The organism is Vreelandella nanhaiensis, from assembly GCF_003990185.1.
Lineage (GTDB): Bacteria > Pseudomonadota > Gammaproteobacteria > Pseudomonadales > Halomonadaceae > Vreelandella > Vreelandella nanhaiensis.
Window position 1 is genome coordinate 107,616 of record NZ_RZHF01000009.1, and the last position, 14,973, is coordinate 122,588.

The 14,973-nt window shown below is 52.3% G+C and carries 8 protein-coding genes; 3 read left to right on the plus strand and 5 right to left on the minus strand.

Translation table 11 applies throughout. The annotated features are described in order from the left end of the window. Window positions 1–138 precede the first annotated feature (138 nt). From glyA to ELY38_RS08310, 3 genes are all read right to left on the minus strand, one after another. Complete coding sequence (glyA, locus tag ELY38_RS08300; RefSeq protein WP_127061305.1) at window positions 139–1,404, minus strand: serine hydroxymethyltransferase; 1,266 nt, start codon at window positions 1,402–1,404, stop codon at window positions 139–141. A gap of 173 nt (window positions 1,405–1,577) precedes the next feature. After that, entirely contained in the window at window positions 1,578–4,145 is a 2,568-nt protein-coding gene (locus ELY38_RS08305; RefSeq protein ID WP_127061306.1) for an ABC transporter permease, read from the minus strand. Beyond that, window positions 4,142–4,966, minus strand: coding sequence for an ABC transporter ATP-binding protein (locus tag ELY38_RS08310; RefSeq protein ID WP_127061308.1), 825 nt, complete (start codon window positions 4,964–4,966; stop codon window positions 4,142–4,144). The genes ELY38_RS08305 and ELY38_RS08310 overlap by 4 nt, the downstream gene beginning before the upstream one ends. Between ELY38_RS08310 and ELY38_RS08315 the strand changes: the two genes are divergently transcribed. The 3 genes from ELY38_RS08315 to ELY38_RS08325 all read left to right on the plus strand — a co-directional run bounded on the left by ELY38_RS08315 (window position 4,965) and on the right by ELY38_RS08325 (window position 8,334). Then, window positions 4,965–5,636 (plus strand): arylesterase, encoded by a 672-nt coding sequence (locus ELY38_RS08315; protein ID WP_127061310.1) that lies wholly within the window; start codon window positions 4,965–4,967, stop codon window positions 5,634–5,636. The genes ELY38_RS08310 and ELY38_RS08315 overlap by 2 nt on opposite strands. 80 nt (window positions 5,637–5,716) lie before the next feature. Then, window positions 5,717–6,421 carry a transglutaminase-like cysteine peptidase gene (locus tag ELY38_RS08320; RefSeq protein WP_127061311.1) on the plus strand — a complete coding sequence of 235 codons (705 nt, stop codon included), beginning with the start codon at window positions 5,717–5,719 and terminating at the stop codon, window positions 6,419–6,421. 14 nt (window positions 6,422–6,435) lie between these two features. After that, a complete protein-coding gene (locus ELY38_RS08325; protein ID WP_127061313.1) occupies window positions 6,436–8,334 on the plus strand; it encodes a bifunctional diguanylate cyclase/phosphodiesterase in 1,899 nt (632 codons plus the stop codon). A gap of 34 nt (window positions 8,335–8,368) precedes the next feature. Here the strand turns inward: ELY38_RS08325 and ELY38_RS08330 are convergent, their stop codons facing one another. Further along, window positions 8,369–8,689: a tryptophan synthase subunit beta like protein gene (locus tag ELY38_RS08330; protein WP_127061315.1), complete on the minus strand. Its 321-nt coding sequence runs from the start codon at window positions 8,687–8,689 to the stop codon at window positions 8,369–8,371. Between the two features lie 108 nt (window positions 8,690–8,797). Next, complete coding sequence (locus ELY38_RS08335) at window positions 8,798–14,848, minus strand: Ig-like domain-containing protein (protein WP_222845123.1); 6,051 nt, start codon at window positions 14,846–14,848, stop codon at window positions 8,798–8,800. Window positions 14,849–14,973: the final 125 nt, after the last annotated feature.

The window sequence follows — 14,973 nt, forward strand, 5'->3', positions numbered from 1 at the left end:
ACCTTTTTTATTAGTATTTTCTTTTCTTAAATAGATAGTCATACAATTTGTTTACAACAAAAACGCGGGAGGTCCTTTTGGGGCCTCCCGCGCGTTGCGGCTATCCATAGCCGGAGAACCGTTTATTCAGTATAGCGCTTATTTATAAACCGGGAAGCGGCCACAAACCTCTGCCACTTTATCCAACACCTGAGCTTCAATCGTGCTGGTGTCTTCGCCCTTGGCCAACACATCCAGAATGTCACAGATCCAGCCAGCCAGTTGACGGCACTCTTCTTCGCCAAAGCCGCGCGTGGTGACCGCCGGGGTACCGATACGCAGGCCTGACGTTACAAACGGGCTTTGCGGGTCGTTAGGCACAGCATTCTTGTTGACGGTGATATGTGCACGGCCAAGTGCTGCATCGGCATCTTTACCGGTCACGCCCTGCTTGATTAACGAGAGCAGGAACAGGTGGTCTTCGGTGCCGCCGGAAACGATATCAAAGCCGCGGTCCATAAACACGCTCGCCATTACCTTGGCGTTTTTGACGACCTGCTGCTGATAGGCCTTGAACTCAGGCGCCATGGCTTCTTTAAAGCAGATTGCTTTGGCGGCGATCACGTGCATTAAAGGGCCGCCCTGGCCACCGGGGAATACGGCTGACTGCAATTTCTTTTCGATATCAGCATCGTTTTCAGCCGACAGGATCACGCCACTACGCGGGCCGCGCAGCGTTTTATGAGTCGTTGAAGTAACAACGTGAGCATGAGGCAAGGGGCTGGGGTAAACGCCTGCGGCGACCAGACCTGCTACGTGAGCCATATCAACCAGCAGGTAAGCGCCTACTTCATCGGCGATTTCGCGGAATCTGGCCCAATCAATGACCTGAGAATAGGCAGAGAAGCCAGCGATAATCATCTTGGGCTTATGTTCACGAGCAAGTTCAGCCACTTGGTCATAATCGATCAGTCCCTGATCATTCAGCCCATATTGAATCGCGTTGTACTGCTTGCCCGAGAAATTGGGTTTGGCGCCGTGGGTCAGGTGACCGCCGGCATCCAGACTCATGCCCAGAATGGTATCACCCGGTTTGACCAGCGCCAGGAAGACGGCACTGTTAGCCTGAGAGCCAGAGTGTGGCTGGACGTTTGCGTAGGTTGCGCCGAACAGTTCCTTGGCATAGTCAATCGCGAGGTTTTCAGCAATATCGACAAACTCGCAGCCGCCGTAGTAGCGCTTGCCTGGGTAGCCTTCAGCGTATTTATTGGTCAGCTGGCTGCCTTGGGCTTCCATTACGCGTGGGCTTGCGTAGTTTTCGGAAGCAATAAGTTCGATGTGGGCTTCTTGACGGGCCACTTCTTTTTGCATGGCATCAAGCAGCGCATCATCAAATCCGGCAATTGTCATATCACGGCTGAACATTGGCGGGGAACCTCGTAGATAAGGATCATTCATGGAAGAAATCAGGCCGCTATCATAACGCAGCCTGACGCGACTTTCATCGCATCCGTATCAGGTATCCTATGAATGCCGCTCATGATGGGGCTGGCGGGGAACCGCTGGGCCGAAGATGTCAGCTTCGCCCAGCGATTTATTTAGGCTTCGCCCAATAAACCCAAACTAGCCGCTGGAGCCTGGCGGCGCAGTCCGCGGGAAAGCGCATGACCAATGATGCCGATCAGTAGTGCGCCTCCTAGAGGTAATATCAGCCAGAGCATAATGTGCAGCCGAGGCGTTAAGTCTAACCAGTAAATGTAGAGCGCGGCGGTTGCCACTTCAGCAAGTACGGCACCCATTACACCACTGACAAACCCCAGCAGGGCATACTCCACCCCTTGGATTCGGGAAATCATTCGATTGCCCGCACCAAAGACACGCAGCAAGCCGCTCTCATGAGCACGCACCGGCTGACTAGCTGTCAGGGCGGCATACAACACGCTGATACCGGCAAGCAATACAAGTAACAATACAAGCTCTATTGCCCGAGTCACTTGTGCCAACACATCGCGTACCTGGCCTAGAATCGCATCCACGTTTAGCAACGATACGCCGGGGAAATCACTGACCAGTCGGCGTATTAGCCCCTGCTCTTCATCAGGCAAATGAAACGCGGTGATATAACTATGGCCAAATTGCTCAAGCACGCCAGGGGGAAAAATCACAAAGAAGTTAGGCTTGAAGCTGTCCCAATTAAGGCTGCGTAGGCTGGTAATACGCGTTGTTAGCTCGTCGCCGCCTACCGAAAAGGTCATCGTATCGTTGAGTGATAACCCTAATCGATTAGCCAGGCCCTCTTCCACGGAGATAGGTACGATCTCAGCCTGCGGCGTTGCATCCACCGCGCCTAACCAGCCTTGTGGTTCATTTACCGGTGTTTCGCTGGAGAACCATTCACCGGCAACCATCTGGTTGCCTTCTGGCAGCTCAGCCTGCCAGGTCAGATTAAGCTCTCGGCGCAGTGAGCCGTCTCCCCGGGCGCCTTCAGGCACCGCATCTCTTGGCGCCTGATCATTTATCGCCGTAATCCGTCCGCGTACCATGGGGTAAAGCGTGCTTTGCGTATCCACACGTGGTGCTACCGCCTGTTCAAAAGCATCGCGCTCCGAAGGTTGAATATTGATCGCAAAGTAATTGGGTGTGTCGTCAGGCAACTGGGCCTGCCAGGTTGACAGAAGATCGCCACGCACCAGCACAATCATTGCCATGGCGAAAAAAGTGACCGAAAAAGCCAATAGCTGGCCGACGCCCGCCTGACGGCGACGTGCTAGCTGACGCGCGCCCAAACGAAGCGCCTGCGCCCACTCGCCGGCGCCGGTTATTTTTTTGATTCCATGCAACACGGCGTTAAGAAGAAGTGAACTTACGCCCCACAGAGCACTTAATAGAACGGCCCCGCCCAGCAGCAGGGCAATGGCCAGAGACAAACTCCCCGAATACAGCCATAGAAGCCCGCCAAATACGATGGCCGCTACCGCTACCACCAGCCAGGCAGCAGGCGGCATAGGATCTAGTTCACGGCGCAACACTTTAAGTGCGCTCACCTGTTTGATGCGCAAAAGCGTAGGGCCTGCAAACCCTACTAGCACAGCCAGGGCCGTCAGTATGCCAAGCCATAGGGGCGTCACGCCGGGAGGCGGTAGCGTCATGGGGAAAAAGCTGGCCAACAGACGTAGCAAAACCGCCTGACCAACAAGTCCCAGTAATGCACCAAAGAAAGACGCTATTAGTGCAAGCCCGATCAGTTGAATACTGAATAGCATTACAAGCTGTTGCTGACTTGCCCCAAAGCAGCGTAGCAGTGCAGCGGTATCCAGATGGCGTTCTACATAGCGGCGTGCCGACATGGCAACCGCCACGCCTGCCAACAGCACGGCAGCAAGCCCGGCAAGCCCCAGGTAGCTGTCCGCCCGCTGCAATGCGTTGCCCAACTGTGGGCGATCAACACGCACGTCGCGTACCTCTACCCCTTCCCGGCGCAGCTCGCCGAGCAGTTCCTGTACCTGGTCAAGCGCTTGCGGAGGGCCTGCGGCCAATAGCTCAAACTCGACCCGCGAGCCATCCTGAATAAGCCCCGTCGCTTCCAGATCTGCCGTATTGAGCATCAGACGAGGATTAAAATTACCAAAGCCGCCAGATTGATCCGCTTCCCGCTCGACAATACCGGTAATGGTGAGCTCGGTTTGTCCAACCTGTACACGATCACCCAGCTCTATCTCAATCAGTTCTGCCAGACGCGGGTCTGCCCAAGCTTCCCCCACAGACGGGCCAGAGGCTATCTGTTCAGTCCCCCTGCCTAGATTGACGCGGGACACGCCGTAATGAGGGTACACATCATCAACCGCCTTAAGGCTTGCGGGCTGGAAACGATCGCCCAGGCTAATCATCGATACCAGACCGACCTGGTCGCTTAGCGTAAATCCGGCCTCTTCCAGCGTAGTGCGTAACGCGTCTGAAAAAGGGCTGCGCTGCTCCAGTACTAAATCTCCGCCCAGCATTTGTCCTGCCTGGCGTTCAAGGCCACGCTCAAGGCGGTCGAGAAAAAAGGCAATCATGGTAGAAGCCGCAACTGCCAGCACCAACGCCACAAAAAGGGCACGCACATCGGCAGAGCGTAAATCACGTTTCAGACTTCTGGCCGCTAGCCGCCAGGGCATATCACTCATTGCCCTCCTCCTACCGTGTTGAAATCAGAGGAAGCAAAGGGCATTAGTCTGCCTTGGTCCAACTGTAAGCAGCGATCGCAACGGCGTGCCAAGGCATGGTCATGGGTTACCAGAATCAGCGTGGTGCCGGCCTCGCGATTCAAGGTAAACAACAGATCAATAATCTGGGCGCCGGTATCAGCATCCAGATTGCCCGTCGGTTCATCAGCAAACACCAATTCAGGATCAGTGACAAAGGCTCGCGCAATGGCTACCCGCTGCTGCTCACCGCCGGAAAGCTGCTTGGGCAGATGGTTGATACGCTCTTCCAGCCCCACTTTTGCCAGCCAGCTTTTTGCCATTTGATTTTCACCCACCCTCGGTACAAGCTCCAACGGCAGTAGTACGTTCTCCAACGCACTTAAGGTTGGCAGCAACTGAAAGTTCTGGAATACAAAGCCTACCCGCCCAGCCCTTAATGCTGCGCGGCCGTCCTCATCCAGTCGGCTAAGCGGTTGCCCAAATAGCCTGAGCTCGCCGTCGCTCGGCGTATCCAACCCGGCTAAAAGGCCCAGCAAGGTCGACTTCCCCGCCCCGCTTTTGCCTAAGATAGCGACGCTTTCCCCTGCTGCTACGCTTAATGAAAGTTCGTGTAGTATTGTTAGCGTTCGCTCACCGTTAGTCACTTTTTTACTTAGCCTTTCGGCATGTAGCACAGGTCGACCGGAAGGTATGGAAGGAACCTTGTCATTGGCTGTACGGTCCGTGTTGGGCTGGCTGGCCGTTTGTGGCGGCGTACCAGCGGTAGAAGACTGTGCAGTTTTATCTGAGGAGTAAGGCATGAAGCAAAGCATCCCTGTGACATGGCAAAAACTTAACCGCATGGTAACCGGCTATCTGGTGATTCTGATAGTCACCTTAAGCGCGCCAACTATCAACGCAAACGAGCGCTCCACCCTGCTCATTATGGGCGATAGCCTAAGCGCCGCCTACGGCATCGAGCGTGAACAGGGCTGGGTAACACTCTTAGAAGAGCGCCTGGGCGATCAGGTAAACGTAGTGAATGCCAGCATTAGTGGCGAAACAACCTCCGGCGGCTTACAGCGCTTCAGCGATATTTTAGACAAGCAGCAGCCCAACATCGTCCTCCTTGAGCTGGGCGGTAACGATGGCCTGCGCGGGCTGGCACCCAATCAAATGCGCGCCAACCTGGCCGATATGATCGAGCAAAGCCAAGAAGCCGATGCTCAGGTATTACTCTTGGGAATTGATATTCCGCCCAACTACGGCCAAGCCTACCGGGATGCCTTTACCGGCGTTTATTACTCGCTGGCAGAAGAGTATGACGTACCGCTTGTTCCTTTTTTATTGGAAGGCATAGCGCTTAACGAACAGCTCATGCAAAGCGATGGAATTCACCCCACCGCCGAGGCGCAGGCGATTATTTTAGATAATGTATGGCCTGAACTTGAACCTTTGCTGGGCAGTGACTATCAGGCATCATCCCAATAGTCATTCATCATTAAGCAAATGTAGAACTTCCGCGCGGCAGCTTGTAGTCTTAGCACACTATCTTGTAATGATGGCGACTCATGCCCGCGCCTTTACCCCCTTCCCTTTTTATGCTTTCCCGGCGGCAGTTTCTCGCAACTGCTGGCGCGTTGCTTGTGGGCGCAGGTTTAGGCATTCGTCCAACACCCGCGGCGGCGTATGACCCTCAGCGCTTGCGCCAAAGCATGCAACAAGCTTATGGGCAAACAGGCCTTGCGGTACTTGAAGAGTGGTTCGCCATGCTGGAGCGCTTGCGCGGCCAGGATATTCAAATGCAATTGCGTGACGTTAACGACTTTTTTAACCGCCGTATTCGTTGGGTTGATGACATGGTGGTGTGGGGCCAGGAGGACTACTGGGCCACACCGCTTGAAGCGATGGGCAACGGCCGTGGAGATTGCGAAGATTACTCCATTGCCAAGTATATCTCTCTAAAACAGCTCAACATTCCCGGTGAACGACTACGCATGATTTATGTTCGTGCCCGGATTGGGCGCAGCCAGATCACCCAAGCGCATATGGTGCTGGGTTACTACTCAACGCCTGATGCCGAACCGCTAGTACTCGATAATATCGTTTCATCCATTACGCCCGCTTCGCAGCGTACCGATCTTGACCCGTTATTCAGTTTTAATAGTGATGGCCTTTGGGCGGGCGATTCCGCGGAGTCGCGCGCCGACCCGCTAGCCCGTCTCTCACGTTGGCGCAGCGTTATTGAGCGAATGAAAACGCAGGGTTTTATCTAAAAGGAATAGGCATTATGTCGCTGATCAAACAGCTCTGGCTTGCCATCATCGCGCTGCTGTTGCTGTCGTTTATAGGCAGCCTTGCGATTAGCATTACGTCCAGTCGTGATTATATTGAGCAGGAAGTGCGCATCAAGAATGAAGACAACGCCACTGCCCTTGCGCTCTCCATGAGCCAGCTCGACAAGGATATGGTCATTCTGGAACTTCTGATTTCAGCCCAGTTTGATACCGGCTACTACCGCCAGATTACCCTGCGCGATACGCAAGGCAATGTGCTGATCGGGCGTTCAGCCAGTGGCTACCAAGGCGATGTGCCGTCGTGGTTTCGCCAACTGATTAAATTTAACGTGCCCAGCGGCGTGGCGACCATTCAAGACGGCTGGCGGCAGTTTGGTACTCTTGAACTTGAAAGCCAGCACAGCTTTGCCTATGGCACGCTATGGCGCAGCACATTAGAGCTGGCAGGCTGGTTTATACTCGCAGGCGTTATTAGCCTAGGGCTTGCCATGGTGATCGTACGCGGCGTTAAGCGCCCGCTGATGCGCGTGGTGGCTCAGGCTCAGGACATCAGTGCACAACGTTTCACCACCATTAGTGAGCCCCGCACGCTAGAGTTTCGCCAGCTCGCCAACGCCATGAATCTGCTCTCTGCAAACGTGCGCCAGATGCTGAGCAACGAAAGCCAGAAACTTGATGAACTACGCCGCCGATTACAACACGATCGGGTAACGGGCGCACTCAATCGCGACGTATTCATGGCCCGCTTTAATGCTCTGCTGGAAGGAGATGATGCACGCGCCAATGGACTAATTGTGATGGTTCGCGTGCGTAATCTGGACAAGCTCAATGAACGCTCAGGGCATCAAACCACCGATCTTCTGCTGCACACGCTGGTCACCGAGCTGACTGCGCTGGGTGAACATAGCGAAGCCCCGCTGATCGGGCGCCTGAACGGCAGCGATTTTGTCCTGCTTCTCCCCCTTGCAGATGACCTTGATACCTTGAAGACAAGCTTGCAGCACGCATTGGCACACACCGCTGCTCAAGCAAATGATGTTGAGCTGCCTGCCGCGATAGCCCCTTACTCTGCTAGCGACCAGCGGGGTGCTCTGCTTGCCACACTGGATGATGCCCTGGCCGAAGCGGAAAGTGACAGCGTGCATCACCGTATTGTTATTCGCCAACACCAGCGACGCTCCCTGTTTAGCACCCATGTCGACTGGCGCAGTGCGCTGGACAAGGCTATTGCCAAAGGGCCGCAGCTGGCTTACTTTCCGGTGGTCGATGCTCAGAACCAGATACTTCATCATGAGTGCCCGGCCCGCTTGGAGTTGAACCAACAGTGGCAAGCGGCGGGCGTCTTTATTCCTTGGGTAACGCGGTTTGGGTTAGAGCCGGTGCTAGACCTTGCCGTTGCCAAAGCAGCCCTGGCACAGCTAGAAAAAGCGCCCAACCACCGCCTGGGTATCAATCTTTCAATTGCTTCTATTACCAATGCGCAGTTTGTCACTGAACTTCGTTCACTGCTTGAAGCAGCACCTTCGCTGGCAGGTAAACTTTGTTTTGAGGTGCCGGCTACGTTAAATACACAGGCTCTGGCTAGCCTGCGCGGCCTATGCAATACGCTTCGTCCCTTAGGCTGCCAGTTCGGCATCGAACATGTGGGCGCGGACTTTACAAAGCTCGCCGACCTGCATGATGTGGGGCTTTCCTATCTCAAGGTAGACAGCAGCTTGATTCGGGGATTGGATACCTCCAACGAGCAGCAAACCATCGTGCGGGGAATGGCAACACTGTGTCACTCGCTGGGTATTCAAGTAATTGCGGAAGGTGTCACTGAGCCGCAGGAACTAATGTATGCCTTCTTAAGTGGCATGGACGGCGTTACCGGCCCAGGCGTCCGCCTTTAATTTTCTAAAGCAAACGGGCCCAAGCGACGGCGCTCTAGATCGTGTCGTCGTCGCTTAACAGCCCCACATCATTTTTCGCCCGCAGCGATTGGCGCTCCATTACTTTCCGTTGCGCCGGGGCAGGCAGATCTGTAAAGGAAATAATTCCCTTCTCCAGCAGCACTGCCAAAATATCTTCTACAACCCGTACAAATGCCAAGTCAGAGGCGAGGAAGTTCGCTGCCGATCCTGGCTGGCTGGCAAGAAATGCCAACACTTCTGGCGAATCAGGCGAGATGGATTCAGCACACTCAAGGGATCGCTCTTTACTGAGCATGACAACCTCTCCCTGGGTATTACGTTTGATGTAGAACATAATTGCTCCCTATGAAAGTAAAAACGGTAAATAAGTGTCCATAGATACATTAAGCAGGATAGAACAAGGCCGCCCAATGGGCGGCCTTGTAGTTGCTATATAGCTAGCTTAGTCAATACTCAGCTTGCCGTTTTGTAGCATTTCCTGAATAACATCGCTCTCATTAACACCACTGCTCGCCAAGCTGTCAAAACCCTGTCCCTGCAAATGAATGACTTGATCAGCATTGCCAATTTTTCTATCAAGTTCACCGGTAGAACTAATATAAAGCCAGGTTTCTCCAGCATCCTCTTTTGCTATGATATAGTCAGCTATATTCTCTTCGCTTTCACCTTGGAGTAGGTCGCCCAAATTAAGCTTGTTCTCACCTTTGCCAAAGTCGGTGACTACATCAACTGCTGGCGCGCCTAATACGCCTTGGTCACCATTTTGCCAAACGAAGGTATCATTTCCCTCCCCCCCAGTCAGAGTATCATTACCCGACCCACCAAACAGGAAGTCGTCGCCGTCTCCTCCGATTAACAGATCACTACCTACACCTCCGAACAGCTCATCACTGCCACTACCGCCCATTAGTGTATCGTTAACCTCAGTGCCCTCCACCTTTCCACCTGCAACAGGCGCCAATAGAATATCGCCTACCTTATTCACTTGTATAAAGAGGTCACTATTTTGTGATGCGGCCTCTGTTACGATCACATGCTGGAATTCGCCGATGTTTTCAATGATCGTTGTTCCAGTGGCAAAGCCACCTTCGCCCACTTGAGCATAATTTTCGTCATACGCAATCCAACGTCCCGAAGTGCCCGTTCCATTTGAAGTAAACGTAAAGGTATCGGTTGGCTCCACTAACTGAAATAGCAATTCTTGGGTGTTACTATCATTCTTATTTGAAGTGTTATCTTTGGATGGAGATACGCCATAGCCATGTTCAGTAAGCAGAAGTTTGGTGTTGTAATGGTTAGTATTTCCCTTAGCCGCAAAAGCATTATGTGCATCGCCATTTTTCGCCAATACATCAGCAATCGGGTACACAATATCCGTATTGTGATCTGGGTAGTCCAAGACAACCGGTGCATCAATCATTACGTTAGCAGTAGCGCTACCGGTTGCAGTATCGATACCTGATAACGGCTTACCCTCTCCATCCACCTCTGTCGATATCGCTTCTGCCGTCAGGGTAAAATCATCGGCATCAGTTGCGACTTCCAACGTTAACTGAATATCATGCAGCGACTCTTTGCTGGGATTGCTAATTACCCAGTCGCCGCTCTCTGTTTGAGAAAGGATGACTCCCTCAGGCCCATTAGTTAATACAAGCGTCGCCCCTCCCGGCACGCCTTTCAGCGTGACACCCGATAGCACTTCGCTGCCATCCGTATCGGTAAGCGCTGCAGACAGTTCAACCGTAAATTTCTGGTAGCTTTCTCCAGCCACCATCTCAATTTCTGTGCGGTCATTTGAGGCGGTATGAGTCGTTCCGTCTGCGTAGATGACACCTTCAAGCTGATTGCTTACTTGACCGACCAGATAACCTTGTTTGCTACCAGAAGAGTAGGAAACACGAACCCCATCTAGTGTATTAACGCTGGTTGCCGAATTGTTATTCGTGCTCCATGTAACTTGATAGTTGTAACCCTCTTCTTGAGCGACAAAAATATAGTCTTTCTTCGCATCGCTTGTCGCTTGTGCTCGATTACCAGCCAAAGAGTCCAGATTTTTCCAATTGCCATCTTGCATGTAGCCACTACCGGAATGCACAACAAATACATCTGCATAGCTATCGCTACCGCTGGCATTACCCTGGCCGTAATACTGTATAGCACCCGCGTTAGTAGTGCCCGGATGCGCTACTTCTGGAATGCTATCGCCTTTGGTCAACCATACGCGAACGCCATCGCCAACCTTAACAATTTGCCCATCTTGCACATCAAAGCCACCCGTTACACCACTACCGCCGTTAACCTTGATAATTCTTTCACCCGTGCTGCCTTCGCTCTCCTCGGGTGTCACTACCATTGAAATTTGTGGGGCGTCTGCAACGGGGTTGATGTCGATCTTGAGCGTCGCTTCTTTACCTTCATTTAGCACATCTGTCGGCCTGAAAGAGAAATGCGCGTAATCTGACTGCTGATTACCCATGCCGCCGCCATGATAGCCATCAAAACCTGATTCGTTAGCCGCAGGCATAAAACGAAGCCCACCTGCATCAATTTGAGCTTTAGTGAAGTGGCTATTGTCCTCAGCACTCTGCCAACTTCCATCGGCAGCTTTGTATTGCAGTGTTCCTGCTTCAGGCAATCGAGTGATGGTCACACCCAGTTCTTCATCAGCAGAATCTGCATCTGAAATACTGAAGTCATTCCATCTGAGTACTAGCGCTGTATCTTCTTTACCAATCAGATGATTATCTTCAGCGACTGGTGCCAGGTTGACGCCGTAGTCACGGTCAGCCCCGACACTATAGGGGTTACCCGCAGGGTCTTCACCGGACACTTCCGCAGTAATCTGGCTATTCTTGGCTAGCACTGCACCGGGCACGTAGATGCTGTAGACCAGGTTGCCGTCTTCGTTAGCGGTAACTTGGCCGGTGTAGGTCGTCACATTGCCGCTCTCGCCTATGGTCAGGGTGACAGTGTCATTCACTTGGGCGTCGCCACCCACGGTACCGGTCACTCTAATATTGCCTTGAGCCTCTTCGCCATTAACCACATTATCACCGGCAATGCTGTCGATGGTGATGGTGGCCTCGGGAGCCACATTGGCAACGCCTTTTTCATCCTGAGCACTGCTGCTGTTGTTTAAGGTATCAACGACCGTTACCGTTACACTAACTGTTGTCGTTCCTTCAGACACAGGGACTTGAACACGTAGGCCATTATCCAAATCACTCTGCGTCACAGTTCGACTCAAAATCGGCTCACCAGTCGTATTAGAAGTAACGACAAGGGAGTCTCCTACCCTGGTAGCTCCGCCAAGTTGAATATATGCTTCAACATGATTTTCAGTACCTGCGGCTACTTCTTCTACATTATAAATACCATCTTCCCCTGCCCCCAGAAGCTCAACAGTTACATTGGGCCCCAGATCATCGGGCACCGGGCTCTGAGTGGAAGGCTCTCCGATCACTACATCTACTACACTACTCTCATTGCCTGCTTCATCCACTACTTTGTATTGGAAACCAGACTGCGGCACTGTCTTATAGTCAATAGCAGTTAAATAGTAATCGCTGCTGTCAGTAGGTTCTTGACCGCTCACGCCGTCAGCATATGGTTTGGCGGTAAAGCGCAGCTGATCAAAAATTACGCCTTCAAGCGTGAAACTTTGATCGCTATAACCATGGCCCGGTGTAAAATCAACCGGTACACCATTTAAGGTAGCGCCATTAGTACCGCTAAATGTCCACTCGCCTACTTTTTCACCGTTTAGATAAGCCGCAACAGCGCCTACTTCTCCTTCACTGTCGATTAAGTTGGCTACACTAATGCTAGCCTCACCAACCGGACGCTTGAAGTCAAAGATCATTGTTTCTGAGTTTTCGCCGCGATAGGCCAACTGATCAGGCTTCTGCAGCTGCTCGCCCGTGTTATCTCTAATCCCTAACTTGCCACTGGAAACATTTAGCAAATCTGTGCTTTTAGTGCCATTCAGGTTATAGGAATAAACGTCAACCCCGTGTGAAAACCATTCAGACAAGGTCCTGCCACTTACTGTACTAGCCTCTATCCCCTGCATCGCTTCTTTAAGCTGATCCTGCGTAACTGACCAATAGAGAGCGCCCTCGGTGTTGAACTCGCTATTAATTGTTGCTAGTTGGTAGCCATCGCCTGTATTTAAATAAAGCGATCCAAAATTAGGCAACGATGTGAGTACAAACGTCAAATCCTCTTCAGGAGATTCTCCATTTATCCCCCCTAAAGATGGCTCATTTTCATCAATAACAGGCGTTTGCTCTAATTCTCCAGAGAGTAATAGAGAGACTCCACCTCCAACGGCAAACGACTTGAATAACAGCGGATTCAACTCCTTAATAATGTCATTGCCATCGTAAATATTTGCCGTTGTTAAAACCGGGTCTGCGATGGGGGCGGTAGTGTCCACCAATATATGATCACTTCCTTCACTGCCCAGGTTGCCCGCTTCATCGGCGTAGCTCGCGTCCGCAATGCTGGCACTGGCGTTACCGTTGTAGCCGTCAGTGGCGACCACGGTGCCGGTCCAGATGGTGCTGTCGCTACCTTGGGTTAGTTCACCCATCAGCTCCAAACCGTTCAGGACCAGCAGGTCAGCGACCTGCCCTGCTGTAAGCGGCTCGCCACCCTCGGTGCCGTAGGCTACTTCGCTAAAGTCGATAGTAATGCCGGTTTCTTGACCCTCAGCTAACGGTGCACCCTCAGCGTCCAGTGTAACGCTGACTATCGGGGCATCCAGGTCGACGCCGTAGCCGTGTTCGGTGGTGGTGGCGTATGGGTTGCCTGCGGCGTCTTCGCCGGTGACTTTTGCAATGATTTGGCTATTGTCAGCCAGTACGCCACCAGCCACGTCGATGGCGTAGGTCAGGTTGCCATTCTCGTCAGCCGTGACCTGGCCTTCGTAAGTACTCTCACCCACGCTCAGGGTGACGGTGTCGCCCGCCTGGGCATCGCCGCCCACCCTGCCGGTCACGGTGATGGTCTGGGTAGCTTCGTCGCCGTTGATTACGTTGTCTCGGGCGATGTCATCGACGCTGATGGTGGCTTCAGGTGCTGAGTTAGCAACACCTTTTTCATCTTCAGCTCTATTGCTGTTATTGTCAGCATCTGTAACCGTAGCGATAACGTTGACAAAGGTCGTTTCCGCAGAAACTGGCACTTGAATGCTCACACCATTGTCTAAATCTTCTTGGGTGATCGCACGATTCAAAATTGGCTCGTCGGAGGTATTCGAACTAACAACCAGTAAATCTCCTATTTGACTAGTTCCGCCTAATTCAATGCGTGCCTCTACATGATCTTTAGTGCCCTCTGCTATTTCTTGAACGTTATAAACGTCATCTTCGCCAGCGCCTAAAAGCTCAACAGTGACTTCAGGACCCAAGTCATCGGGAACAGCGCTCTGGGTTGCGGGCTCTCCAATCAGGACATCGACCACATCGCTTTCATTACCGGCGTTATCCATAACTTTGTACTGGAAGCCAGCCTGCGGAACTTCTTTATACTGGATAGAGGTTAAAAAATAATCACTACTATCGGTAGGCACCTGCCCTGTAACGCCATCTGCATAGGGCTTGGCAGTAAAACGAAGCTGATCAAAAATCACCCCCTCTAGTGTAAAGCTTTCATTGCTGTAGCCATTACCAGGGGTAAAGTCGACATTGACCCCATTTAAAGTAGCGCCTTCTACACCACTAAAGGTCCATTCACCCACTTTCTCACCATTGAGATAAGCAGCGACTGAGCCAACTTCGCCTTCACTGGCAATTAAGTTAGCGACACTGACGCTAGCCTCACCAACTGGGCGTTGGAAATCGAAAATTAGTGTTTCGGAATTTTCATTACGATGGCCTAGCTGCTCGGGCTTTTCTAATTGATTGCCAGTGTTATCAGCAACACCTAACCGTCCATCCGACGCTACATTAAGCAACTCTGCACTTTTAGTTCCATCTAGATTATAAGAGTAAATATCGACGTTATCGTCAGACTGCCAATCTTGTAAGGTTCGGCCGCTCAATGTACTAGCATCTACCCCTTGCATAGCTGCTATAAGCTGCTCTTCGTTGACTGCCCAGTAAAGCGTATCAACAGTAGTAAACTCACTATTAGTTGTCGCTAACTCGTAGCCATCACCTGTATTCAAGTAGAGGGAGCCAAACTCAGGCAGCGAAGTAAGAACAAACGTTAAATCTTCTTCATCAGAATTTTCATCAAAACCGCCAAACGCAGGATTAACCTCATCAACAACTGGTGTTTGCTCATATTCACCTGAGACTTGATCTACGCCTCCCCCCACCGTAAACGCTTTAAACAGCACTTGATTAGCGTCATTAATGGTGCCGTTGCCATCATAAAGGTCAGCGGTTGTCTTGATCGGATCTGCAATAGGGACGCTGCCGTCGATCACGCCGGTGTCGGTGGCGGTGTCGCGGTTACCCGCCGGGTCGGTGACCGTGGCGGTCACGCTGAGYGCCGTGTCGGTGTTCTCCAGGTCGGTGAGCGTGACGGTGAGGCCGTTATCCAGATCCGCCTGGGTAACGGGACGGTTAAGGAGTTCGTTGCCTTTGCCGTCGGTGACCACCAGGGTGT

Excerpts from the sequence above, each read along its gene's own strand:
- glyA (WP_127061305.1), bottom strand. The coding sequence starts at position 1,404 with ATGTTCAGCCGTGATATGACAATTGCCGGATTTGATGATGCGCTGCTT.
- ELY38_RS08305 (WP_127061306.1), bottom strand. The coding sequence starts at position 4,145 with ATGAGTGATATGCCCTGGCGGCTAGCGGCCAGAAGTCTGAAACGTGAT.
- ELY38_RS08315 (WP_127061310.1), top strand. The coding sequence starts at position 4,965 with ATGAAGCAAAGCATCCCTGTGACATGGCAAAAACTTAACCGCATGGTA.
- ELY38_RS08310 (WP_127061308.1), bottom strand. The coding sequence starts at position 4,966 with ATGCCTTACTCCTCAGATAAAACTGCACAGTCTTCTACCGCTGGTACG.
- ELY38_RS08320 (WP_127061311.1), top strand. The coding sequence starts at position 5,717 with ATGCCCGCGCCTTTACCCCCTTCCCTTTTTATGCTTTCCCGGCGGCAG.
- ELY38_RS08325 (WP_127061313.1), top strand. The coding sequence starts at position 6,436 with ATGTCGCTGATCAAACAGCTCTGGCTTGCCATCATCGCGCTGCTGTTG.
- ELY38_RS08330 (WP_127061315.1), bottom strand. The coding sequence starts at position 8,689 with ATGTTCTACATCAAACGTAATACCCAGGGAGAGGTTGTCATGCTCAGT.